The organism is Dickeya ananatis, from assembly GCF_019464615.1.
In the GTDB taxonomy this organism is placed as follows: Bacteria; Pseudomonadota; Gammaproteobacteria; order Enterobacterales; family Enterobacteriaceae; genus Dickeya; species Dickeya oryzae.
Genome location: NZ_CP040816.1, coordinates 1,359,819 through 1,383,405 on the forward strand (window position 1 = coordinate 1,359,819; position 23,587 = coordinate 1,383,405).

At 52.5% G+C, this 23,587-nt stretch carries 18 protein-coding genes; 6 read left to right on the forward strand and 12 right to left on the reverse strand.

The features are described from left to right. The first annotated feature begins 242 nt into the window (after window positions 1-242). The 3 genes from ldtD (at window position 243) to FGI04_RS05925 (ending at window position 3,426) form a co-directional block, all read left to right on the forward strand. The gene (gene ldtD, locus FGI04_RS05915; RefSeq protein ID WP_407336420.1) at window positions 243-1,946 is read left to right on the forward strand and encodes a L,D-transpeptidase LdtD; all 1,704 of its coding nucleotides are present in this window, start codon (window positions 243-245) and stop codon (window positions 1,944-1,946) included. Between the two features lie 199 nt (window positions 1,947-2,145). Beyond that, window positions 2,146-2,694, forward strand: a complete 549-nt coding sequence (mepK, locus tag FGI04_RS05920; protein ID WP_016940806.1) for a peptidoglycan L,D-endopeptidase MepK — start codon at window positions 2,146-2,148, stop codon at window positions 2,692-2,694. Between the two features lie 93 nt (window positions 2,695-2,787). Beyond that, window positions 2,788-3,426 (forward strand): MBL fold metallo-hydrolase, encoded by a 639-nt coding sequence (locus FGI04_RS05925; protein WP_342701157.1) that lies wholly within the window; start codon window positions 2,788-2,790, stop codon window positions 3,424-3,426. Between the two features lie 94 nt (window positions 3,427-3,520). Here FGI04_RS05925 and FGI04_RS05930 read toward each other — a convergent pair whose 3' ends face one another. The 6 genes from FGI04_RS05930 to pncB all read right to left on the reverse strand — a co-directional run bounded on the left by FGI04_RS05930 (window position 3,521) and on the right by pncB (window position 12,277). Continuing rightward, entirely contained in the window at window positions 3,521-4,711 is a 1,191-nt protein-coding gene (locus tag FGI04_RS05930) for an amino acid aminotransferase (RefSeq protein WP_342701156.1), read from the reverse strand. Between the two features lie 192 nt (window positions 4,712-4,903). Beyond that, window positions 4,904-5,986, reverse strand: a complete 1,083-nt coding sequence (locus FGI04_RS05935) for a porin (protein ID WP_496111674.1) — start codon at window positions 5,984-5,986, stop codon at window positions 4,904-4,906. Window positions 5,987-6,465: 479 nt separating this feature from the next. Then, entirely contained in the window at window positions 6,466-7,551 is a 1,086-nt protein-coding gene (locus FGI04_RS05940) for a porin (protein ID WP_342701154.1), read from the reverse strand. 552 nt (window positions 7,552-8,103) lie between these two features. Next, window positions 8,104-9,189: a porin gene (locus FGI04_RS05945; protein ID WP_342701153.1), complete on the reverse strand. Its 1,086-nt coding sequence runs from the start codon at window positions 9,187-9,189 to the stop codon at window positions 8,104-8,106. A 295-nt stretch (window positions 9,190-9,484) separates the two neighbouring features. Beyond that, complete coding sequence (gene asnS, locus FGI04_RS05950) at window positions 9,485-10,885, reverse strand: asparagine--tRNA ligase (RefSeq protein ID WP_038903995.1); 1,401 nt, start codon at window positions 10,883-10,885, stop codon at window positions 9,485-9,487. Window positions 10,886-11,071: 186 nt separating this feature from the next. Beyond that, window positions 11,072-12,277 carry a nicotinate phosphoribosyltransferase gene (pncB, locus tag FGI04_RS05955; RefSeq protein ID WP_407336423.1) on the reverse strand — a complete coding sequence of 402 codons (1,206 nt, stop codon included), beginning with the start codon at window positions 12,275-12,277 and terminating at the stop codon, window positions 11,072-11,074. Window positions 12,278-12,937: 660 nt separating this feature from the next. Between pncB and pepN the strand changes: the two genes are divergently transcribed. Then, complete coding sequence (gene pepN, locus FGI04_RS05960) at window positions 12,938-15,553, forward strand: aminopeptidase N (RefSeq protein WP_342701151.1); 2,616 nt, start codon at window positions 12,938-12,940, stop codon at window positions 15,551-15,553. A gap of 104 nt (window positions 15,554-15,657) precedes the next feature. Here the strand turns inward: pepN and ssuB are convergent, their stop codons facing one another. The 5 genes from ssuB to ssuE are packed head-to-tail and all read right to left on the reverse strand — an operon-like array spanning window position 15,658 to window position 19,986. Further along, window positions 15,658-16,446: an aliphatic sulfonates ABC transporter ATP-binding protein gene (ssuB, locus tag FGI04_RS05965; RefSeq protein ID WP_407336424.1), complete on the reverse strand. Its 789-nt coding sequence runs from the start codon at window positions 16,444-16,446 to the stop codon at window positions 15,658-15,660. Further along, the gene (ssuC, locus tag FGI04_RS05970; RefSeq protein ID WP_407336425.1) at window positions 16,443-17,234 is read right to left on the reverse strand and encodes an aliphatic sulfonate ABC transporter permease SsuC; all 792 of its coding nucleotides are present in this window, start codon (window positions 17,232-17,234) and stop codon (window positions 16,443-16,445) included. The genes ssuB and ssuC overlap by 4 nt, the downstream gene beginning before the upstream one ends. 11 nt (window positions 17,235-17,245) lie before the next feature. After that, window positions 17,246-18,394: an FMNH2-dependent alkanesulfonate monooxygenase gene (gene ssuD / locus FGI04_RS05975; protein ID WP_407336426.1), complete on the reverse strand. Its 1,149-nt coding sequence runs from the start codon at window positions 18,392-18,394 to the stop codon at window positions 17,246-17,248. Window positions 18,395-18,425: 31 nt separating this feature from the next. After that, window positions 18,426-19,400, reverse strand: coding sequence for a sulfonate ABC transporter substrate-binding protein (locus FGI04_RS05980; protein WP_407336427.1), 975 nt, complete (start codon window positions 19,398-19,400; stop codon window positions 18,426-18,428). Between the two features lie 31 nt (window positions 19,401-19,431). Further along, window positions 19,432-19,986 carry an NADPH-dependent FMN reductase gene (ssuE, locus tag FGI04_RS05985; protein ID WP_023640107.1) on the reverse strand — a complete coding sequence of 185 codons (555 nt, stop codon included), beginning with the start codon at window positions 19,984-19,986 and terminating at the stop codon, window positions 19,432-19,434. A gap of 259 nt (window positions 19,987-20,245) precedes the next feature. On the opposite strand from ssuE, the gene pyrD reads away from it, so the two are divergent. Together pyrD and FGI04_RS05995 are read left to right on the forward strand one after the other, a co-directional pair. Then, window positions 20,246-21,253 carry a quinone-dependent dihydroorotate dehydrogenase gene (gene pyrD / locus FGI04_RS05990; protein ID WP_226092923.1) on the forward strand — a complete coding sequence of 336 codons (1,008 nt, stop codon included), beginning with the start codon at window positions 20,246-20,248 and terminating at the stop codon, window positions 21,251-21,253. A gap of 400 nt (window positions 21,254-21,653) precedes the next feature. Next, window positions 21,654-22,208: a cell division protein ZapC gene (locus FGI04_RS05995; RefSeq protein ID WP_342701145.1), complete on the forward strand. Its 555-nt coding sequence runs from the start codon at window positions 21,654-21,656 to the stop codon at window positions 22,206-22,208. Between the two features lie 100 nt (window positions 22,209-22,308). On the opposite strand, the gene FGI04_RS06000 is transcribed toward FGI04_RS05995, so the two are convergent. Then, a complete protein-coding gene (locus FGI04_RS06000; protein WP_407336428.1) occupies window positions 22,309-23,412 on the reverse strand; it encodes a YcbX family protein in 1,104 nt (367 codons plus the stop codon). Window positions 23,413-23,587: the final 175 nt, after the last annotated feature.

The window sequence follows — 23,587 nt, forward strand, 5'->3', positions numbered from 1 at the left end:
GACTCGTTATTTCCTATGACACGCCGTAAAATCAATGTAAGCCAGAGCTGAATGCTATTGTTTTTCATGATGCAGGTTCAACGACGCGGTCAAGGTGTTGATGCATGACCGTCGTGTGTGGTAACTGAGAGTCGGTGTGATGATAACGCGGATGTGAAACCATCCTGGCTGACAGCAACAACGCCAGTGGCTAAAAACGGCGTCATAAAAGCCGTGCCATTTTAAGTACAGGGGATAAATGGATGTTGGTAGTCAAACGAAATACGCAAAAACGGCTTTTGCGAGTAGCCGGTTCGATTTGGTTGGGTAGCGTATTGACTTCGTTTTCCATTCAAGCGGCGTCACCGACGGTGTCCGGTAGTGTGGCGGCGTCAGCGGTGACCCAAAATCACGCCTCCCAACATGATGCCTCTATCACGGCAGGCTTGCCCGCCGGTATTTCCCCTCACTATCTGAACGAGCTGACTGCGCTCTATTCGCGCCAGCATCGGCGGCCAATGTGGGGCGATACGCAGGCGGTTAAAGCCTTCCAGCAACAACTGGCGGAGGTGGCGCTGTCCGGTGTGCAGCCACAGTTTACCACCTGGGTGAGCTGGTTAACCGATCCGAAACTGAACGGTTTTGCTCGAGATGTGGTGCTGTCTGATGCCATGCTGGGGTATATGCAATTTGTTGCCGGAGTAGAGAAAAATGGCAACAGTTGGCTATACGGCAGTGTTCCTTACAAATTGGCGCTACCATCGGCAACGATGATTGAACAATGGCAGCAGGCGATGGCGTCAGGTAATGGGACCGCGTTTATTGCGTCATTGGCTCCTCATCATTCTCAGTATGCGAAAATGCATGTGGCACTGAAAGACATGCTGATGGATAAGCGCCCCTGGCCGAAGCTGATGCTGGCGGATTCGTTGCGTCCCGGTGATGAAAGTAACGAGTTACCGGTACTGAGGGAAATTCTGTTGCGCACCGGCATGCTCAGCCAGAATAGTGCTGCTATGCCGCTGTTTAATGATGCGTCGTCAGGCAATGCGTCCCCGTTGCGTTATGACGGCGAGCTTGTAGAGGCGGTAAAACGTTTCCAGCATTCACAAGGGTTGCAGGACGATGGTGTCATTGGTAAGCGCACCCGTGACTGGCTCAATGTGTCATCGCAGATGCGCGCGACATTGTTGGCGTTGAATATCCAGCGGTTACGGCTGGTACCGGATAATGTCAACAGCGGTATTATGGTCAATATCCCTAACTACTCGCTTATCTATTATCAGCATGGGGCGGAGATATTATCGTCCAGAGTGATCGTCGGTCAGCCTAAACGCAAGACGCCGCTGATGAGCACTTCACTGAGTAATGTGGTGATGAACCCGCCGTGGAACGTGCCTACCACGCTAACGCGTCAGGATATCATTCCCAAAGTGATTCAGGACCCAGGTTATCTGCAGCGCCACGGTTATACCGTGTTGTCGGACTGGACCGAGAGCGCTCAACCTATCGATCCGTCAATGATTGACTGGCCGATGATGTCAGCCAGCAACTTCCCTTATCGCTTGCGTCAGGCACCGGGCGACAGCAATTCGTTGGGGCGCTATAAATTTAATATACCCAATACGGATTCTATCTACTTGCATGACACGCCTAACCATGCGCTATTCCAGAAAGATATTCGGGCGCTGAGTTCCGGGTGTGTGCGTGTTAACAAGGCGTCTGAACTGGCGGCGTTATTATTACAGGATGCTGGCTGGAACAATGCCCGTATTTCCTCAACCCTGGAGCAGGGAAACACGACTTACGTGGCAGTGCGTCAGCGGATACCGGTGAACTTTTACTATCTCACCGCCTGGGTGGCTGACGATGGCAAGCCCCAGTTCCGCACAGATATTTACAATTATGATGACACGGTGAAAACCGGCGCTCTGGCTTTGTCTAAAGTGGGATTATTATTACAGTAACTATCCGTAATTCGGGCAATTCCTGAATTACGGCGGCGGGGTAGCGCAGTGAAAGCCAGTGAACGTGGGCGTCAGCATCTGGGTAAAGCGGGTTGACGGGCCACGCACTGGCAGTTAAGGTGCAAAGCGGTACATTTATGCACCGTTTTCGCTTGTTATTTTTCGCTTCGCTTCTTTTAGCCCAGGGTATGCAATCTTTATGGAATACATTGATAATCATCGACGCAAATGGCTGGCGATCGGCGGCGCGGCGTTAGGGATGGCGCTGTTACCGGGCCAGGCGCTGGCCTCGCTTTCCACCTCGCGCCCACGCATTCTCACGCTGAACAATATCAACACCGGTGAACACATTAAGGTCGAGTTTTTCGACGGTCGGCGTTATAACAAAGCAGAGTTATCCCGGTTAAATCATTTTTTCCGTGATTATCGGGCCAATAAAGTAAAAACTATCGACCCCGCGCTGTTTGATCAGCTATACCGCCTGCAGGTCATGTTGGGTACGACCAAGCCGGTACAGCTGATCTCGGGTTACCGTTCTTACAGCACCAATGAAGATTTGCGGTCGCACAGTAAGGGCGTGGCGAAACAGAGCTACCACACCCAGGGAAAAGCCATGGATTTCCATATTGAAGGTGTCCAACTGGCAAATATTCGAAAAGCGGCGCTGAAAATGCGCGCCGGTGGTGTAGGGTACTACCCGCAGAGTAATTTTGTGCACATCGATACCGGCGCTGTTCGCACCTGGTAGTATTTGTACCTGATAGAATGAATGCAGGTGCCAGCCGGGCAATATCGGTGGTTTTATTCCCTGAATAAGGATATCGAGTAGAAACGGAGCGGTATGAAGTACCAAATTATTCCTGTCACGGCCTTCAGCCAAAATTGCACCCTGTTGTGGTGCGAGAAAACGTTGCAGGCCGCTATTGTTGATCCCGGTGGCGAAGCAGACAAAATCAAACAAGTCGTGGCGCAGACAGGGGTGACGGTAACCCAGATTCTGCTGACGCATGGTCATCTGGATCATGTCGGAGCGGCAGCTGCGTTGTCCGAATACTATCAGGCGCCTATCGTTGGCCCACAACGTGAAGACGCTTTCTGGCTTGATGGATTGCCCGCGCAGAGCCGCATGTTCGGTTTGAGTGATTGCCCTCCATTGACGCCAGCCCGCTGGCTGGAAGACGGTGATACCGTTACTGTGGGTGAGTCCGTGTTATCGGTGTTGCATTGCCCCGGGCATACGCCGGGTCATGTGGTGTTTGTCGATAAGCAGGCGCGTTTTGCCCAGGTGGGTGATGTCATTTTTCGTGGCGGCGTAGGGCGTAGCGATTTCCCTCAAGGGAACCATCAGGCGTTGATAGCCTCTATCCGCACTAAGTTGTTCCCTTTGGGGGATGATATTGCGTTTATCCCGGGGCATGGCCCAATGTCTACCTTTGGTGAAGAACGCCGTACCAATCCATTTGTTCGTGATACCGAGTAATAACCGCGCTATCCGCCAATAAAAAAGCCAGCAGAGATGCTGGCTTTTTTATCATTGCATGAGCCCTGCTAACAACAGGGCGATGGCAGGCTGTTTACAGTACGGCGACGATGGCTTCGCACAGCGGTGCCATGTTCTCCGGTGTCATACCGGCTACGTTGATGCGGCCTGAGTTCACAGCGTAAATACCGAACTCGTTACGCAGACGCAGCACCTGGTCTTTATTAAGACCGCTGAAGGAGAACATGCCATTCTGGTTGATAATAAAGGAGAAGTCCTGATTAGCCCCTTTTTCCTGCAGTGTGCTGACGAACAAGTGACGCATGCGCTGGATGCGTTCGCGCATTGCCGTTAATTCCTGTTCCCAGATGTTGCGCAGCGATTCGTTAGACAGCACGGTCGCCACCACCGCCGCACCGTGTGACGGCGGGTTAGAGTAGTTGGCGCGAATGCCCGCTTTGACCTGGCTGAATGCCGTATCGGCAATAGCGGCGTCAGCCGCCACAATCGTACAAGCGCCGACACGTTCGTTGTAGAGGCCAAAGTTCTTGGAATAGGAACTGGCGACAATCAGCTCTTGATGTCTGGCGGCAAAAATACGCAAGCCTTCAGCATCTTCCTCAAGACCACGAGCAAAGCCCTGATAGGCGAAGTCAAACAGCGGTAGCCAGCCTTTCTCTTGTGCCAGTACAGCCAGTTGTTCCCACTGTTCTTTAGTCGGATCGATACCGGTAGGGTTGTGGCAGCAGCCGTGGAACAGAACGACATCGCCCGCCTGGGCTGCGCTCAAACTGGTCAGCATGCCGTCAAAATCCAGCGTGTGGTTAGCCGCATCGTAGTAGGTGTAATCACAGACTTCGAGGCCGACAGCCGCAAAAACGTTTTTGTGGTTCGGCCAGCTTGGGTTGCTCACCCAAATACGCTTGGCGCTGGTCTGGTTGGCAATGAAGTCTGCCGCCACGCGCAAGCCACCGGTGCCGCCCGGAGTCTGTGCGGTGCGTGCACGTTTATTCGCAATGATGTCACTCTGCTTACCAAATAACAGTTCCTGAGTGCAGCGGGCGAATTCTGGTATGCCATCAATACTCAGGTAGTTTTTGGTGGTTTCTGTTTCCAGCAGTAACTGCTCTGCTTTTTTTACGCTGGTGAGTACAGGTGTCTTGCCGGTTTCGTCTTTGTAGACCCCAATCCCCAGGTTAATCTTGTGGGGGCGTTCGTCAGCACGAAACAAATCGGCCAACCCCAGAATCGGGTCAGCAGGTGCGGCAGAGATTTTTTCAAACATTGCGAAGTAATCCATGACAGAGAATAAACAGAAATAGCAGGTTAACGCCAGCGTTCGGCTTTGCCAACCGTTTGCATCAAAAGAAACGGAAATAATGAGAGCGGTGGGGCAGTCGGGATTTTTTCCCGATACACATGACAAAGGCAGCGTATACACTGTCGTTACCGTGTGTATCGGGAATAGTGCGGGTTGTCAGAACTGATATACCAGACCGGTGAACAGGGTGTCATCGGTCTTTCTGGCAAACGGATTATTGGTGCTGTTAATCAGGTTGCGCAAATAGGCGACATTCATCACCATGTTCTTATTGAAGGTGTAATTCACCCCTAAACTGACGTAGCGGGTAATGTATCCGCTGGTACCTTGCCCGAGGCCAGTCTCATCGTATGCTCTGGCTGCGATATAAGCTAAAGATGGCGTCAGTCCCATATCAAAGTGATACTGCGCGACCGCTTCAAAGATTCTGGTTTTATCGGCAAAGGCGGTGGTGGACGTACCGATGAAGGTCAGGTTGTGGAATAGGCCATACATGACCGCGAGATAGGCGCTGTTGGCATCGTATTTCATCCCCGCGGCCCAGGCATCGGCCTTGTCGCCCTCATTGGTTGCGCGTTGTGCCGTTGTACGATTAACGGTTTCGTAAGAAGCTATAACACCCAGACCACTGGGGGATGTATACGCAGACGATACGCCCACACCATTACCGACCTGAAGGGCGGGGTTGCTAGAATCCGTGTGTGTAGACTGATACTGCAAACCAATATCCCACCCGTCGACCAGGCCAAAGAAATTCTTGTTGCGATAGGTTGCGACGCCAGCAGTACGACCAGTAATACTGTCGGTATAGCCTTGATCGCCACCAAACTCTGGTAGTACATCGGTATAGGATAAGCCGTCGTAAGCGATGCCTTTATTCCTGCCGTAGTCGATACTACCGAATTGACGAAATTTCAAACCCGCATACGCATAGCGGGTTTTTCCATTTACCGCGTTGGTGTCTTCCGCCTTACTGGCATCAAAGTGGTATTCATAATTGCCGTAACCAGTCATATCCTGGTTTATCTGGGTCTCGCCTTTTATTCCCAGCCGTGCATACGTCGAATCACCATTCCCTTTGAAACTGTTGGTCTTATCGCCAAAGTAATAACCTGCCCGCACCTTGCCATACAGATCAAGTTTATTACCCTGGTTATTATAAACTTCAGCCGCACTGGCCAGCCCGCTGGAAAACAAGCATATCGATACCGCTGACATCGCTATCAGATGTTTCATCACCTTTACCCTCATAACCCGTTAATGTGCGCTGCCGCATTTCTGCCAAACAGCAAAGAGAAGCCGCTGGAGTATTGTTAGTTTTTTGTTTTTTTCGGCTGCAGTCTCACATCTGCGAAGGGAGGGAACCAGACTGAATGTGATACGAGAGTGGTAGGGGTGAAATATTATGTTTTTATCCGAATAAAATTATTATATTTCATTTTTATTTCTCTTTTTACATAGAATAAACAAGGGGTTGTCTTTTCTTTACTTTGTGGTGGTTTTATTAATTTTAGATGTGATTTTCAAGACTGACGTCAGTGGTGTGCATCAACAGGCGTTAGTATCACTGTGGAATGTCACGAGTGGAGGGCACTTAAATTTTCACAGGGTAGGAGTCAGAAAGCAATTCTCTTGCTAAGCAAAGGGCACCTGATAAGAAAAAGCCGGGGCGTTATCCCCGGCTTTACGCAACATCACTTCAGAGAAGTGAGGCTGGATTAGAACTGGTAGGTCAGGCCAGTAAAGACACTGTTGCCAGTTTTGGCGCCAGTAGGGTTGCTATCTTTGTTAATCAGGTTGATTGCGTATTCAACAGAGGCGGACATGTTTTTGTTGAATGAGTAGGTAGCGCCAACGCTGACGTATTTGGTCAGGTAACCGTTAGCCATGGTAGTTGTATCATCATAGCCTTTAGCTGAAACGTATGCTAACGACGGCTTCAGACCAAAATCGAAGCTGTATTGAGCAACGGCTTCAAAAACTTTTGTTTTATCAGCAAACCCACCCAGAGCTTTGATAAAGCTCAGGTTATGGTATTCAGCATAGGTAGTTGCAAGATAGACATTGTTTGCGTCATATTTCAGGCCAGTAGCCCAAACTTCCGCTTTGTCACCTTTACCTAACTTAGTATTGTTTACCTGTGAGCTTGTACGGTCTGCTTTCGCATAAGATGCGATTACGCCAACACCGATAGGAGAGGTGTAGGATGAGGAAATACCCCAACCATCACCTGTCTGTTTCGACAAGTCTGTCGAGTCTTCATGTTTGGCTTGGTATTGCACTCCGAAATCCCAGCCTTGTACCAGACCGAAGAAGTTTTTGTTGCGATAAGTAGCCAGACCAGAACTACGGCCAGTAATACTGTCGGTATAGCTGCTGTCACCACCCCATTCCGGCAGAACGTCGGTATAAGAGATACCGTCGTAAGCGATACCGCGGTTACGGCCATAATCAAAAGAACCGAAATCAGCAAATTTCAGACCGGCATAGGCATAACGGGTTTTGCTGTTACCATTACTGGAGTTAGTGTCTTCAGCTTTTGCAGCGTTGAATTCATATTCAAAGCGGCCATAGCCAGTCAGATCGTTGTTGATTTTGGTCTCGCCGGTGAAACCCAGGCGTGTATAGGTTTTATCGGTATGGCCGAAAAGACTGTCTGTATCATCGCCAAAGATATAACCAGCATGCAGTTTACCGTTGAGGTTCAGCTTGTTGCCGTCTTTGTTATAGATTTCTGCTGCGTTAGCTGCGCCGGCAGCCAACAGAGCCGGGATGACCACTGCCAGAATATTACGTTTCATCATTATAAATAACCCTCATTGTGTTGGTTCACGCCCACTCATTTTTGCAGAACAATCCGAACTGAACTTCTGCATTATGGCGGTGTCTATGTGTCCAAACGCAGTGTTTCATTCACAATGATGATAATCCACTCCACAAATGCTACTAGTTACTGGTTTTTGAAACACTTTGTTTTATTTTGTTTCTGAATGTAAAATTAGAGGTGTGTCACGTTCTGATTTCGTGCAAGTCTTATGGTATAAGCAACTTTTACCCTTATCTTCTTTATTATTCGATTATTTATCATAAGGTTATGATTTTTCTTTGTAAGAAAAAATACGCATAACTGACATGATTTTTTCATATTTGATGTGTTTTTTTGTCATGAATGCTATGTATGCTGCGCATTGCCGCTATTATTGTCTTTTGGGCGCTCGAGGTCATTTACCTCGACCATTGCAGGCAAGGTATTGCATACATTATGCGCGTTTTTGTGAAAAAAAATGCCGATCAATATTTGATCGGCATTTTAGAAGAAAGGTCAGTACTACGACAGAGTCGTTAACTGATAACGATTAGAACTGGTAGATTGCACCAACAGCGACAGTGTTGCCAGTAGAAACGCCGTTCGGGTTGTTGTCGCTCTTAATCAGGTTGATGTCATATTCAACCAGAGTAGAGAAGTTCTTGTTGAATGCATAGGTTGCACCCACGCTGACATATTTACGCAGGTAGCCGCTGGTTTGCGCTGCATCATCATCAGCCTTGGCAGACACATAACCCAGAGACGGTGTCAGACCGAAGTCAAAGTTGTACTGAGCAACAGCTTCAAATACCTTGGTCTTGTCGTAAGCAGAAGTGGCAGCTGCGTTTTTGTAAGACAGGTTGTGGTATTCGCCGTAGGTAGTAGCAACATAGATGTTGTTAGCATCATACTTCAGGCCAGTTGCCCATGCTTCAGCTTTTTTACCATGACCATCAGCAGTTTGTGTATTAGTACGGTCAGCTGCGGTGTAAGAACCAATCACACCCACGCCAAACGGTGCGGTGTAAGAAGAGGAAATCGCCCAACCGTCGCCGGTATTTTTTCTGGTCTGAGTAGAGTCGTCATGCTTGGCTTGGTAGCCCAACGCGAAGTCCCAGCCATCAACCAGACCAAAGAAGTTTTTGTTGCGATAGGTAGCAACGCCTGAATTACGGCCAGTCAGGTTATCAGTATAAGATGAGTCACCGCCTTGCTCCGGCAGTACGTCAGTGTAAGACAAGCCATCGTAGCCGACTGCGCGGTTACGGCCGTAATCCAGAGAGCCGAAATCACCAAATTTCAGGCCAGCATAAGCATAACGGGTCTTGCTGCCGGTATTGCTGCTAGGCAGGCTATTAGTATCTTCAGCGTTGCTGGCGTCAAACTGGTATTCAAAACGACCATAACCAGTCAGGTCGTTATTGATCTTGGTTTCGCCTTTGAAGCCCAGACGGGTATAAGTTTGGTCACCAGTACCAAACACACTCTTATCCTGATCACCAAAATAGTGAGCGGCTTCGATCTTACCAGTCAGGTCCAGTTTGTTGCCGTCTTTGTTGTATACTTCAGCTGCGTTAGCTGCGCCGGCAGCCAGCAGCGCAGGGATTACCACTGCAAGAATATTGCGCTTCATCATTATTACCCTCATTGGTGTTATATAAGACATCTGGCTCACAGTAAAAAAACCTTAACGGAACTTTATTGCGAATGCAGTTGTCTTCCTGTGTCTGCACGCAGTTTTCCATTCACCCGCGCGTTAATCTACCGTTAAAATGATACAAATTCAAAAATGGCGTAACTATTGGAAAATATGTATTTCAATTTGTAAAAATCACGGAACTTTGTGAGCTATCTCTAAAACAAAAAAAAGAGCACCGTTTCAGGTGCTCTTTCTTGTTACATATATCTGTTTTTCTTATGTTATTTTTTGCTTAGAACGTGGCATTGCGCGGCGTGCGCGGGAACGGAATCACATCGCGCACATTTTGTACACCGGTTACATAAGCTATCAAACGTTCAAAACCGAGACCAAAACCCGAATGCGGGATGGTGCCGTAGCGACGCAAATCGCGGTACCACCAGTAGTCTTCTTTACTGAGTCCCATCTCTTCCAGACGGATATCCAGTTGCTCCAGACGCTCTTCACGTTGTGAACCGCCGATAATCTCGCCGATGCCCGGTGCCAGTACGTCCATCGCCGCCACGGTTTTACCGTCGCTGTTCATGCGCATATAAAAGGCTTTAATGTCTTTCGGGTAGTTCTTCACCACAACCGGGGCCTGGAAGTGTTTCTCTGCCAGATAACGTTCGTGCTCGGAAGAGAGGTCGATACCCCAGGACACCGGGTTCTCAAACGTCTGCCCGCAGTTTTCCAGAATCGTGATAGCGTCGGTGTAATCCACCTGGGCGAAATCAGAGGTGACAAAACGCTCCAGACGGCTGATGGCGTCTTTATCCACACGTTCCGCGAAGAATTTCATGTCGTCAGCACGTTCTTCCAGTACGGCCTTGAACACAAACTTCAGCAAGTTTTCCGCCAGCGCGGCAACGTCATCCAGTGTTGCGAAGGCGACTTCCGGTTCAATCATCCAAAACTCTGCCAGGTGGCGGCTGGTATTGGAGTTTTCCGCACGGAAGGTCGGCCCGAAGGTATAGATTTTAGACAGGGCGCAGGCGTAGGTTTCGCCGTTAAGCTGGCCGGATACGGTCAGAAACGCCTCTTTACCGAAGAAGTCTTCGCTGAAATCGACTTTACCCTGATCGTCACGCGGCAGGTTTTCCAGGTCCAGCGTGGAAACCCGGAACATTTCACCTGCGCCTTCGGTATCGGAAGCGGTAATGATAGGCGTAGATACCCAATAGAAACCGTTCTGATGGAAGAAGCGATGGATAGCCTGCGCCAGCGTGTGACGCACACGGGCGACGGCACCGATCAGGTTGGTGCGCGGGCGTAAGTGCGCGACCTCACGCAGATATTCGATACTGTGGCGCTTAGCCGCCATCGGGTAAGTATCCGGGTCTTCCACCCAGCCGACGACCTTGAGTTCAGTGGCCTGCAGTTCGAAGCTTTGGCCTTCACCTGGAGATTCCACCACCTTGCCGGTGACTTCTACCGAACAGCCAGTCGTCAGGCGCAAGATGTCGCTCTGATAATTAGCAAGATTATTATTGACGACAGCCTGTAGCGAATCAAAGCAGGAACCGTCATAGACGGCAATAAAGGAAATACCGGCTTTAGAGTCTCTCCGGGTACGTACCCAGCCGCGCACGGTGACGTCACTGTCAACGGCGACACGGCCTTGCAGTACGTCGACTACAGGCACTACGCTCATAACATTCTCTCTATTGGTGAAATTTAATGGGTGAAATGTAATAGTTTACTACCCGAATACGGGCGTTTCGTTATGTTACTTGTCGTCGGGCAGGACACAAGCAGAAATCACCGGAACGTGGCAAGTTTTATGCGATTCCGGTGTTACTGGCTTAAAGAGTAGTCAGTCGTACAGGTGGTGTACGACTCAGGAGGCTTTTTTCACACGGGGCAGGTCAAAGGCTTTACGCAGTGCACTGACAAAGGCCTGATCCTGACAAATGGTTTTTCCCGGGCTGTCCGACAGCTTGGCCACCGGTTTGCCGTTGCACTCCACCAGTTTGATAACGATATTCAGCGGTTTCACTCCCGGAATATCGCAGGTCAGGCGGGTGCCGATACCAAAGACGACGTTGATGCGTTGCCCAAAGTGGCGATAGAGATGCAGTGCTTTTTCCAGATTGAGATTATCGGAAAACACCAGCGTTTTCTCCATCGGGTCGATATCCAGCGCATGGTAATGCGCGATGGCTTTTTCACCCCATTCAATTGGGTCGCCGGAGTCATGGCGCAATCCCTGATAACGGCGGGCGAATGAACGATCAAAGTCGCGCAGGAACGCATCCATGGTGATGCAATCGGTGAGCGCGATGCCGAGTTGGTCGGGATATTCCAACAGCCAGGCATCCAGTGCCGCCCGCTGGCTGTTTGCCAGGGTTTGACTGATTTGCTGATGCGCCTGGAACCATTCGTGCGCCTGGGTGCCGACCGGCGTCAGTTGCAGTCGACGCGCCAGGTCATAATTGCTGGTGCCGATCAGGTAAGAAAATTGTGCTTTCAGGGTGCGTACGATCTGGTGCTGGACTTCACGAGAAAAACGGCGACGGGTACCGAAATCCATCAGTTTAAAGCGACTAAGGTCGACGTCGGCACTGTGCTGGCGGAAACTCGCCAGCGTATGGTGCAACTGGTTGAGCGCGGCATCGATATGCCCGCCCGGTGTCCGGGCACGGTGAACCACTTCGCTGATGACAGCCAGTAGCGGGACTTCCCACAAAATAACTTCGCGCCACGGTCCGGTGATACGAATATCCAGTTTACCTTGATGGTTGCGAACCTGGATCTGCGACGGGTTGAAGCGGAATGTCTTCAGCCAATCGAGGTAGTCGGTGTTGAAAAATGGCAGCGAGGAGAGGTAGGCGTACTCATCGTCATGCAACGACAAGTGGCTCATGGCCTCCACTTGTGCCCGAATCTCATCCGCGTAGTGACCTAACAGTTCATCACCGCGACAGCGAAATTCCGCCGCCACATGCACATCGTGGTAGTGGTGGAATACCGCCTGCTGCATATGCAGTTTGTAGGCGTCGGTATCCAGCAATGAGGTTAGTATCGGGGCTGTGTGTAAAGTCATAATGCGTTACCGCATCCTCGTTTAATACAATTTACAAGCTAATGCAAGTGACTGTCATGGTCATTGGCAGCGAGAGCACGCTGTCTGTTCAACCTGGCTTATCACATCATATTGGGAGGATGAAGGCGAGATTCAATCGTGCGATTGTGACAAAAAAGTAGCTGTTTTTACGCCCTGTTTACCATGAGTGATTGAATTATAATGTTTTTTATACTAAACAATTTTACCCGAAAAATCCTGTCGTCACCGCATTCAGTAGGGGGTGACAGGAAAGTTTGCATTCCGGCAGTCACTCCCCTTTAATAGACGTAACAGCCTGTTGAATAACGGAACTGCGCATAAAGTAAACGGAATAAACCGCGTAACCCGACGATCATGTGGTGGCCTGAGAGCCCGCAGAGTGACGTTGTACCGGGTTCGCTGTTTAACCTTGTTTACTGTGTGAATATATAAAGGACGGAATCGTCGCCTGGCGAATGTTACGGATGATGGGCATCCGATAACATTTGGTGTGCCCGCAGCATAAAACCGTTCTTCAGCGATAACAGGCTTTGTAAATAGCATGCTTCGTGAATAACGTGCTTCATGAACAAGGACGCGGATGGGCCGCCGGAACACGTCTTACCGCCACTATTACTGCTGTCATTAAGGTAATCAGTCATGAGTCAACAACCACAAGTCAAATACCGGCACGATTACCGTGCGCCGGACTACACCATTACCGACATTGCACTGGATTTTGATCTGCATCCGCAAAAGACCCGGGTGGTGGCCGTCAGTCAGGTCGTGTTGCAGGGAGAAAAAGGCGCGGCGCTAAAACTGAATGGTGAAGGGCTAACCCTGCTGAGTCTCCAGGTCGATGGGCAAGACTGGCAGGCATATCGTTTACTGGATGACGGCCTGGAACTGACCGGTGTGCCAGAAAAATTCACCCTGCGGATTGAAACAGAGATTAACCCAGCGGCGAACAGTGCGCTGGAAGGGTTGTATCAGTCGGGGGATGCGCTGTGTACGCAGTGTGAGGCCGAAGGATTCCGCCACATTACCTATTATCTCGACCGGCCGGATGTTCTGGCGCGTTTCACCACCCGCATCACTGCCGATAAAGCGCGTTACCCGTACCTGCTTTCCAATGGTAACCGAGTTGGGCAGGGTGAAGCGGATAACGGACGTCACTGGGTGGAATGGCAAGATCCGTTCCCGAAACCCTGCTATCTGTTTGCGCTGGTTGCCGGTGATTTCGATGTGCTGCGCGACACCTTTGTTACCCGCTCCGGCCGTGACGTCGCGCTGGAACTGTTTGTCGATCGCGGCAACCTCGATCGGGCCGACTGGGCGATGACCTCGCTGAAGAATGCCATGAAGTGGGATGAAACCCGTTTTGGGCTGGAATACGACCTCGACATTTATATGATCGTGGCAGTGGACTTCTTCAATATGGGGGCAATGGAAAACAAAGGGTTGAACATATTCAACTCCAAGTTTGTGCTGGCCAAAGCTGAAACCGCTACCGACAAGGACTACCTCGGTATCGAGGCAGTGATAGCGCACGAGTATTTTCACAACTGGACCGGTAACCGCGTGACCTGTCGCGACTGGTTCCAGCTTAGCCTGAAAGAAGGGCTGACGGTGTTCCGCGATCAGGAGTTCAGTTCTGACGTGGGGTCCCGCCCGGCTAACCGTATTGACAACGTGCGGGTGATGCGTGGCGCACAGTTTGCTGAAGACGCCAGCCCGATGTCCCACCCGATTCGTCCGGATCAGGTTATCGAAATGAATAACTTCTATACCCTGACGGTGTATGAAAAAGGGTCAGAAGTGATTCGTATGATGCACACGCTGCTGGGTGAAGAGAAATTCCAGGCGGGGATGCGGCTCTATTTTGATCGTCATGACGGCAGCGCAGCGACCTGTGATGACTTTGTGCAGGCGATGGAGGACGCTTCCAGCGTCGATCTGTCGCAATTCCGTCGCTGGTATAGCCAGTCCGGTACGCCGGTAGTGACGATACGTGACGACTATGACGCGGCAACCCACCAGTACCACCTGCATGTCAGCCAAATGACGCCTGTTGGTGCCGATAAACAACCCAAACTGCCACTGCATATCCCGCTGGATATCGAACTGTACGATAGCGAAGGGAAGGTTATCCCGCTGCGTCAAAAAGGCCAAAAGCTGGGATCGGTACTGAACGTCACCGAAGCCGAGCAAACGTTCGTGTTTGATGAGGTTCCTTGTCAGCCGGTACCGTCGTTGCTGCGTGAATTCTCCGCGCCGGTCAAGCTGAACTATTCCTGGAGTGATGAGCAACTGACGTTCCTGATGCGTCATGCCAGCAATGCCTTTTCACGTTGGGATGCCGCTCAGAGCCTGCTGGCGAACTATATTCGCCTGAATGTGGCGCGTCATCAGCAAAAACAACCGCTATCGTTACCGATGCATGTGGTAGACGCCTTCCGCGGTGTATTGCTGGATGACGGTCTGGATCCGATGCTGGCTTCGCAGATTCTGTCGCTGCCGAGCGAAAATGAAATGGCGGAACTGTTTGAGGTTATCGACCCGGAAGCTATCGCCGCAGTACGTCAGTCACTGACACAGACGCTGGCGCAGGAAATGGCGGACGAATTGCTGGCGGTATACCGTGCCAATAAACTGCCTTCTTATCGTGTTGATCAACAGGACATGGGTAAACGCGCCCTGCGTAACCTGTGCTTGCACTATCTGGCGTTTGCCGAGAGAGAACAGGCCGACAAGCTGGTGGCAGTGCAATTTACTGAGGCGGACAACATGACGGATTCGCTGGCGGCGATGGCAGCCGCGGTAGCGGCGCAGTTGCCGTGCCGGGACGGTTTGCTGGCGGCGTTTGACGAACGCTGGCACCAGGATGGCCTGGTGATGGACAAATGGTTTGTTCTGCAAGCCAGCAGTCCGGCCAGTGACGTGCTACACCGGGTTCGTGACTTGCTCAACCACCGCTCCTTCAGCCTGAACAACCCGAACCGGCTGCGCTCGCTGATAGGATCGTTCTGTGCGGGTAACCCGTCGGCGTTCCACGCCCAGGACGGCAGTGGCTATCAGTTCCTGACCGAGATGCTCACAGAACTGAACACCCGCAACCCGCAGGTGGCGTCACGTCTGATTGAACCGCTGATTCGTCTTAAACGCTACGATGCGGCGCGTCAGGCGTTGATGCGTCAGGCGCTGGAAACCCTCAAAGGGCTGGAAAACCTCTCCGGCGATCTGTTTGAGAAGATAACTAAAGCGCTGGAAGCGTAAATACCGCCGTATCCTGGCGGTATCCGCTTGATAATATAACGGTAACAAAAAACCACCGCTGCTCGCAGACGGTGGTTTTTTTATACCCTGAGTGGGTGCCCGTGTCAGGCGTGCGCCTGTGAAGGGTAGAGGGTCTCGCGAGCTGCAGGTGCTAAAATCCGCTCCAGCACTTGCGCTTCCAGCTCTGCCAGCCGGGCGGAGCCGCGACGGCGTGGGCGTGGCAGGTCAACCATGATATCCAGCCCGACGTGACCATCTTCTATCAGGATAACCCGGTCGGCGAGGCTCACCGCCTCGCTGACGTCATGCGTCACCAGCACCACGGTGAACCCTTGTTGTAGCCACAATGATTCAATCAGCCCTTGCATCTCGATACGAGTCAGCGCGTCGAGTGCGCCCAGTGGTTCGTCCAGCAATAACAGGCCGGGATGGTGGATCAGCGCCCGTGCCAGTGCCACTCGTTGCTTTTGGCCGCCGGAGAGTGCCGTCGGCCAGTCAGCGGCCCGTATCGATAATCCGACGGCCTCCAGTGCCTGATGCGCGTCAGGACGCCAGTTGCCGCGCAACCCTAACCCGACATTGTCGATCACCCGTTTCCATGGCAGCAGGCGGGCTTCCTGAAACATCAACCGGATATCATCGCGCGCCTGATGTAGCGGGGCACGACCGGCCAACAGTTCACCCTGGCTGGCGTGTTCCAGACCGGCCAGCAATCGCAGCAGAGTACTTTTGCCACAGCCGCTGCGACCGACTACCGCCACGAACTGACCGGACGGAATATGCAGATGCACGTCATTTAAGATGGTGCGCTGGCCATAGCGTTTGGTCACACCGTTAATCAACACTGGCGTACCGACGTTCAGGCGTGCGGGTGGCGTAGGGATGAATGTCATGCGTGTTCCTCCGTTCGTTGCCAACTGGGGTGCCAGCGTAGCCAGACGTGCTCCAGTGTCAGGGCGATGATATCCGCCAGTTTGCCTAGCAGGGCGTACAGAATAATGGCCACCACCACCACATCGGTTTGCAGGAATTCGCGCGCGTTCATCGCCAGATAGCCGATGCCGGAACTGGCGGATATCGTTTCTGCCACGATCAGCGTCAGCCACATCAAGCCGAGCGAAAAGCGCACACCGACCATGATCGACGGTAGCGCGCCGGGTAGCACCACCTCGCGGAACAGCCGAAAGCCCGATAACCCGTAACTGCGCGCCATTTCCAGCAAGCCGCTGTCGATGGTGCGGATGCCGTGGTAGGTGTTGAGGTAAATGGGGAACAGGGTGCCGAGCGCCACCAGAAAAATCTTGGCGCTTTCATCAATGCCAAACCACAGGATCACCAGCGGGATCAGCGCCAGATGCGGCACATTGCGCAGCATTTGCATGGACGTATCCAGCAAGCGCTCACCCGTGCGGGATAACCCGGTAATAAACCCCAACACCAGCCCCAGCGTGCCACCGATAGCAAACCCGGTTAGCGCACGCCAGGTGCTGATGCTAAGGTGCTGCCACAGTTCACCACTGCGGATAAGCCGCCAGAAGGTATGGGTGATTGCCTGCGGTGACGGCAGAATGCGGGTGGAAAGCCAGCCTGCGCTGGAAGCGAGTTGCCAGAGCACCACCAGCAGTAACGGCAGCAACCAGGGCGTCAGGCGTGCGGTGATCGGTGTCAGGATCCTCAGCATCGGCTTGCTCCTTAGCTTTGTGCCGCTTTGAGCAGCGGGACGAACTCGTTGCCGACGATTTCACCCTGTGAGCGCAGCGGCTGTGGCTGTGGCACCTCGGGTACCGCGACATCCAGATGCGGGAACAGCAATTCGCCCACGCGATAGGCCTCTTCCAGATGCGGGTAGCCTGACAACACAAAGGTATCGATACCCAAATCGGCATATTCCTGGATGCGCTGCGCCACCGTCTGCGGGTCGCCGACCAACGCCGTCCCCGCACCGCCACGCACCAGACCGATACCGGCCCACAAATTGGGACTGATCTCCAGCTTGTCACGGCGACCGCCATGTAACGCCACCATGCGTTGCTGGCCCACGGAGTCAAAACGTTTCAGCGATGCCTGCGCTTCGGCGATGGTGTCGTCATCCAGCCGGGAGATCAGGCGATTGGCGGCCTGCCACGCCTCTTCATTGGTTTCTCGTACAATCACGTGCAGGCGGATGCCGAACCGTACGCTACGCCCTTTTGCCGCGGCTTTGGCCCGTACGCGTTCGATCTTTTCTTTCACCTGCTCGGGAGGCTCACCCCAGGTGAGGTAAAGCTCTACCTGTTCGGCTGCCAGATCCAGCGCCGCATCGGATGAACCGCCGAAATACAGCGGCGGGCGTGGCTGTTGTACCGGTGGGTAGTGCAGTTTGGCGCCTTTGACCTGAATGTGCTTGCCATCGTAATCGACGGTTTCGCCTTCCAGTACCCGCCGCCAGATGCGGGTAAACTCTGCTGAAGCCTCATAGCGCTGTTCATGATCAAGGAACAGGCCTTCAGCGGCCAGTTCTTCCGGGTCACCGCCGGTCACCAGATTAAACAACGCCCGCCCGTTAGACAGTCTGTCCAGCGTGGCGGCCTGACGCGCGGCCAACGTTGGCGAGATAATTCCCGGCCGTAACGCCACCAGAAAACGCAAACGCTGGGTGACGGGGATCAGTGACGATGCCACCAGCCAGGAGTCTTCACAGGAGCGTCCGGTGGGGATCAGCACGCCGCCGAACCCCAGACGATCCGCTGCCTGGGCTATTTGTTGCAGGTAACTGTAATCAACCGGGCGGGCATTTTCGCCGCGACCAAAATAGCGGCCGTCACCGTGAGTAGGCAGAAACCAGAAAATATTCAGACTCATTCGTATCGTCTCCATGCAATCGTGCTGAGAATTAGGGGGTGACCGGCGCGTGCCAGATGCGGCTGGCGACATCCAGTCGGGTGGGGATCAGATGGTTTTCGTAAAACAGATCAGCGGTGTGCTGCTGTGCCTGCAGGGTGTGTTCATCCACCGGCTTAATCACCGTAATAGGCCGGTGATCGAAATAGGTGCTGATGACAGCTTCCGGCAGCCCCATGGCATTCGCCAGTAGTGTGACGCTTTGCGCCCGCTGGCTGATGGTCAGGGCATCGGCCTGGGTCAGGGTGTTGAGCACCTGTTGCAGGAACGGACCGTATTGCTCGGCATAATGGCGTGAGGCCAGATAGAACGACCCGGTCAGGTTCAGGTCAGTACCATCGGCCAGAACGCGGACACCCCCTTGCAACAGCGCTGCCGAATAGTAGGGATCCCAGATAGTCCAGGCATCGACGTTGCCTTGCTGGAACGCGGCACGAGCGTCTGCCGGTGTCAGATAAGCAGGCTGAATATCGGTGAAGGCCAGACCAGCTTTTTGCAGGTTACGCAGCAGCAGGTTATGCGAGCTGGAGCCTTTCTGGAACGCTACTTTGCGGCCTTTCAGGTCGGCGACGGTCTTGATGGGGCTGTCGTCCCGAACCAGAATCACCTCGGCTTTGGGTTTCGGCGGTTCGACACCGATATAAACCAGATCGGCACCGGCAGCCTGGGCAAACAGCGGCGGAATATCACCGGTACTGCCAATATCAATACTGCCGATGTTTAGCGCTTCGAGCATTTGCGGCCCGGCGGGAAATTCAATCCAGCTAATTTTGGTATGCGGGAATTGCTTTTCCAGCAACTGGTGGGTTTTAGCCAGCACCAGGCTGACCGAGCCTTTCTGAAAACCGATGCGCAATTGTTTAGGCGCGTCCTCGGTTTGTGCCAGGGCCGATGAGCTAAACACGGATGTACTAAAGGCGGCGGTAAAAAGCAGCGTCAAGGCGGCGTGCTTAATCGAGGATAGCATGTGACATTTTTCCTTATAGATGAAACCGGAGTCAGGCGCTCTGACGCAGTGGTTCAGGCTGACGGCGAATCAATGCCTGAAAGAAAAGGTGCAACGCTTCTTGCAGACGCGTTTCCAGCACATCGTGGAAATGCGGGGTGCGATCGTAGTGACTTATCTGGCTGTCATCGGCAAATACGCCTTGCAGGATTTCCTGGGCTTTCAGCGCGTTTAGCACTGGCTTGAGGCTGTAGTCCATAGCCAGCATGTGAGCGACGGAACCGGCGGTAGACAGTGGCAATACCACTTTATGTTCCAGTGCCCGTTCTGGCAGCAGGTCCAGCAGGGTTTTCAGCGCGCCGGAGAACGACGCTTTATAAATTGGGGTTGCGACCAGCACACCCTCGGCGCTGGCGAGCTGTTCGTTCAGGGTTTGCAACGCCGGGCTGTCGAAACGGGCATTGAGCAGGTCTTCCGGCGGGAAATTATGCAGATGCCACGGCAACACCTCGACGCCTTTGGCCTCCAGCCATTTTCCAGCGTGGTGTAGTAAAGCCGTTGACCGGGAAGGGTAGCGGGGGCTTCCTGCCAGCGTTATAACGCGCATAGCGACTCCTTATAACTGAAAATTAGCATTTGTCACGATTTAATAACTGTTTGGCTAGTCTGGCAGAGGAGGGAGAGGGTCGGAAAATGATTTATTGTGGAATGAAAAGTGAAAAAACGGATAAAAAATCCCCAACCCAGCAGCAAGAAAGGAAAACGATTGCGTTGTTGTGGCGTTTTTTAGCCCAGGTCAATTCCCTTTCGCCCGTTGATGGATGATAATACGCCCCCGGTTTATAACCGGGAATTCAGGAGAAGTCATGTATCCCCTCATTCGTAAAGCGTTATTCCAGCTCGACCCCGAACAGGCGCACGAGTTTACCCTGCATCAGTTGCGCCGTATCACCCACACCCCGTTTGAATGGCTGGTTCGTCAGTCAGTCCCTACCAAGCCGGTAACCTGCATGGGGCTGTCGTTTCGCAACCCGCTGGGGCTGGCCGCCGGGCTGGATAAAGATGGCGAGTGCATTGATGCGCTCGGCGCGATGGGGTTCGGCTTTATCGAAGTCGGCACCGTGACACCGCGTCCGCAACCGGGTAATGACAAGCCGCGCCTGTTTCGGGTGGTGGAGGCAGAAGGGCTTATCAACCGCATGGGGTTCAATAACCGTGGGGTCGATAATCTGGTGGAAAATGTCAAACAGTCGCGGTTTGGTGGCGTGCTGGGCATTAATATCGGCAAAAATAAAGACACGCCGGTAGAGCAGGGAAAAGAGGATTATCTGATCTGCATGGATAAGGTCTATTCTCATGCCGGTTATATCGCTATCAACATTTCCTCTCCCAATACACCGGGATTACGCACGCTGCAATATGGTGATGCGTTGGATGATTTGTTACAGGCTGTAAAAGATAAACAGGCTGAGCTGCATGCCCATTATCAGAAATATGTGCCGGTCGCGGTAAAAATTGCGCCGGATCTTTCCGAAGAAGAATTGATCCAAATTGCCGACAGTCTGGTGCGCCATAATATCGATGGTGTGATAGCCACCAATACCACGCTCGACAGACAATTGATTCAGGGACTGAATCATTGCGGGCAAACCGGTGGATTAAGCGGGCGTCCATTGCAGTTGCGTAGCACCGAAGTGATTCGTCGACTGTCACAGGAATTGCAGGGCCGATTGCCAATTATTGGCGTCGGCGGAATTGATTCGGTGGTCGCTGCCAGAGAAAAATTAGCGGCTGGTGCGACGCTGGTTCAGATTTATAGCGGATTTATTTATCGTGGACCGCGACTGATTAAAGATATTGTTACCCACATCTGATTTTTCATTCCCGTTATGCCCAAAATAATTCGAGTTGCAGGAAGGCGGCAAGAGAGTGAATCCCGATGAGCTTACTCAGGTAAGTGATTCGGGTGAACGAACGTAGCCAACACACCTGCAACTTGAAGTATGACGGGAATATAGGCGTTGGGGGTTTATTTCTCCCTTGCGCTGGTCTATATTTTCTTCGTTTGTGCAAAAATACAGCATCATCGTGCCTGATGGGGTATTTTTAATGCTATCGATGACGACAGATAGCCTATACCCCAAATAATTTGAATTTCAGGCAGGCTGATTACACCTAATTCATTTCGGTTGCTTATTGATGTGGCACCGATTATTCATCCTGGCCTGTTTTCCGGGACTTTGGCATCAGTAAGGCATAAATAAAGGTAATGTGATGAAATTAACCCCTGATGATAGCTGGCGCTGGTATTTCGATACCGATCAGGCGCGCCTGATGCTTGATCTGGCCAACGGCATGGTATTTCGTTCCCGTTTCTCTTCTTCAATGCTAACGCCGGATGCGTTTACGCCCAGCGTATTCTGTGTTGAGGATGCCGCACTGTTTTTCACTTATCAGGAGAAATGCCAGACACTGGCGTTATCGGCTGAAGCTCGGGCTGAACTGGTATTGAACGCGCTGGTGGCGAATCGTTTCCTGAAACCGATGATGCCGAAAAGCTGGCATTTCGTGGCGCAACCACAGGTTCAGACTGTGGTGCAAACCGGTGATCAGGTTAGCGTACAACTCAATGAGCGCCCGGAAATGGCGAATTTCATGGTGGTGGAGGCCGGTGATAAAGCCAGCCTGTGCGTGCTGGCGCAAGGGCAATTGACGCTCAGTGGGAAAGCGATGCAACTGGGCGATGCCATCAAAATCATGCACGATCGTCTCAGTCCTGCGGTGGAAGAAAACGACGAAACATCGGCGCGTTACGCCTTTGCCGGTTGAATATTGACGACGCGAGGCATGTTGCCCCGCGCCATGCATAACCTGTCAGGCTAATGCCATTGGGTCAGGTTAATGCTATTGATCAGATTAATGCCATTGATCAGGTTAACGTAATATCCCCAGCCGGAATGCAACTGCATGCCAGTATCGTTCCGTCCTCTCCCTGCGCGCTGGCTTTCAGTGGTGACACGTCACCGTCGTTGAGTGTCAGTCGGCAGCAACCGCACAACCCGGCCCGGCATGAATAAGGAACGCGTATTCCTTGCTGTTCCAGCTGTTCCAATAGAATTTGCTGGTTGTTGCCGGTGAAACGTGTCCCCTGATAGGTAATTTGTACCGGTTTGGCAGCACTGGGTGGCGGTGTCAGGCTTTCTGTGACGGCACCCGCGCCATAAGGTCGGGGCGGTTTAGTCGACAGCACCTCGACGCTGTCGCCCACGCGGATGATGCCGCTATTGCGGGCGATAAGATTGAGGCCAAAATCGACATCGCCGTTTTCCGCCGTTCGGTATTGTTGCAGCGTCGCCAGCGGCTCGCCTGCCGGATGCTTGCGTCCACGTTCCGGACTCACTGTGGTCAGCACACAGCGGCTACAGGGTTTTGCCACATCAAACATCACTTCGCCGATGCGCAGGGTCTGCCAACTGTCTTCAGCGAACGCCTCTGCACCACTGACCACCAGATTAGGGCGGAATTGCTCGATACGGATACCGGCACCGCAACGGTTGCGTACATCGTTAAACGAGGCGTCGTTGACAAGCAGGAAGGGATAACCGTCGGCAAATCCCAGCGGGATATCCGGGTGGCGTTTGACACGGCGTGACTGTGTCGGCCCTTGCCAGCGCAGTTGTACCGGTCGTTGCAGATAACCGCTCAGCCAGTGATTGACGGCGTCGGGGGCGATCCGTGCCTGAAAATGATTACCCCAGACTTCTGTCGGCGCGGTGTCAGGGGCGAAATCGTCAAAGCGTACCAGACAGGTCTGCCCATCAGGCGCGGACAGGAAAATCCCCTCGTGCGTCAACGCTGGCGTGAACAGCACCAGTTGTGGAAACTGACGGGCAGTAATGAAGGTGCCATCGGGCTCGGTGATCATAAACATGCGGTCAAACGCCAGGCCGCTGGGGCTGGCCATCGCCTGTGACAATTGCAGACCACGCAGGGATTTAACCGGATGAACAAAAAGCCGACTTAACACAATCACGGTGAGGGTTCCTTGCTGACGTAAAGCGGCAACTTTATGACAAGCCGCCGGGATTAGCTATAATGCGCCTCAATTTTCTTTATCGATGCCGGTTTTCTTTCCGGTGCGTTTTTTTCGAGGACGTTTTCTTTGGGAGAGCGTTCTTTTCAAGGTCGTCCTTTAGTGAAGGTAATCG

Coding starts and splice junctions, on each gene's coding strand:
- FGI04_RS05995 (WP_342701145.1), top strand. CDS start 21,654: ATGAAATTAACCCCTGATGATAGCTGGCGCTGGTATTTCGATACCGAT.
- FGI04_RS05945 (WP_342701153.1), bottom strand. CDS start 9,189: ATGATGAAGCGCAATATTCTTGCAGTGGTAATCCCTGCGCTGCTGGCT.
- ssuE (WP_023640107.1), bottom strand. CDS start 19,986: ATGCGCGTTATAACGCTGGCAGGAAGCCCCCGCTACCCTTCCCGGTCA.
- FGI04_RS05930 (WP_342701156.1), bottom strand. CDS start 4,711: ATGTTTGAAAAAATCTCTGCCGCACCTGCTGACCCGATTCTGGGGTTG.
- ssuC (WP_407336425.1), bottom strand. CDS start 17,234: ATGCTGAGGATCCTGACACCGATCACCGCACGCCTGACGCCCTGGTTG.
- ssuD (WP_407336426.1), bottom strand. CDS start 18,394: ATGAGTCTGAATATTTTCTGGTTTCTGCCTACTCACGGTGACGGCCGC.
- pncB (WP_407336423.1), bottom strand. CDS start 12,277: ATGACTTTACACACAGCCCCGATACTAACCTCATTGCTGGATACCGAC.
- ldtD (WP_407336420.1), top strand. CDS start 243: ATGTTGGTAGTCAAACGAAATACGCAAAAACGGCTTTTGCGAGTAGCC.
- asnS (WP_038903995.1), bottom strand. CDS start 10,885: ATGAGCGTAGTGCCTGTAGTCGACGTACTGCAAGGCCGTGTCGCCGTT.
- ssuB (WP_407336424.1), bottom strand. CDS start 16,446: ATGACATTCATCCCTACGCCACCCGCACGCCTGAACGTCGGTACGCCA.
- FGI04_RS05925 (WP_342701157.1), top strand. CDS start 2,788: ATGAAGTACCAAATTATTCCTGTCACGGCCTTCAGCCAAAATTGCACC.
- mepK (WP_016940806.1), top strand. CDS start 2,146: ATGGAATACATTGATAATCATCGACGCAAATGGCTGGCGATCGGCGGC.
- pepN (WP_342701151.1), top strand. CDS start 12,938: ATGAGTCAACAACCACAAGTCAAATACCGGCACGATTACCGTGCGCCG.
- FGI04_RS05980 (WP_407336427.1), bottom strand. CDS start 19,400: ATGCTATCCTCGATTAAGCACGCCGCCTTGACGCTGCTTTTTACCGCC.
- pyrD (WP_226092923.1), top strand. CDS start 20,246: ATGTATCCCCTCATTCGTAAAGCGTTATTCCAGCTCGACCCCGAACAG.
- FGI04_RS05940 (WP_342701154.1), bottom strand. CDS start 7,551: ATGATGAAACGTAATATTCTGGCAGTGGTCATCCCGGCTCTGTTGGCT.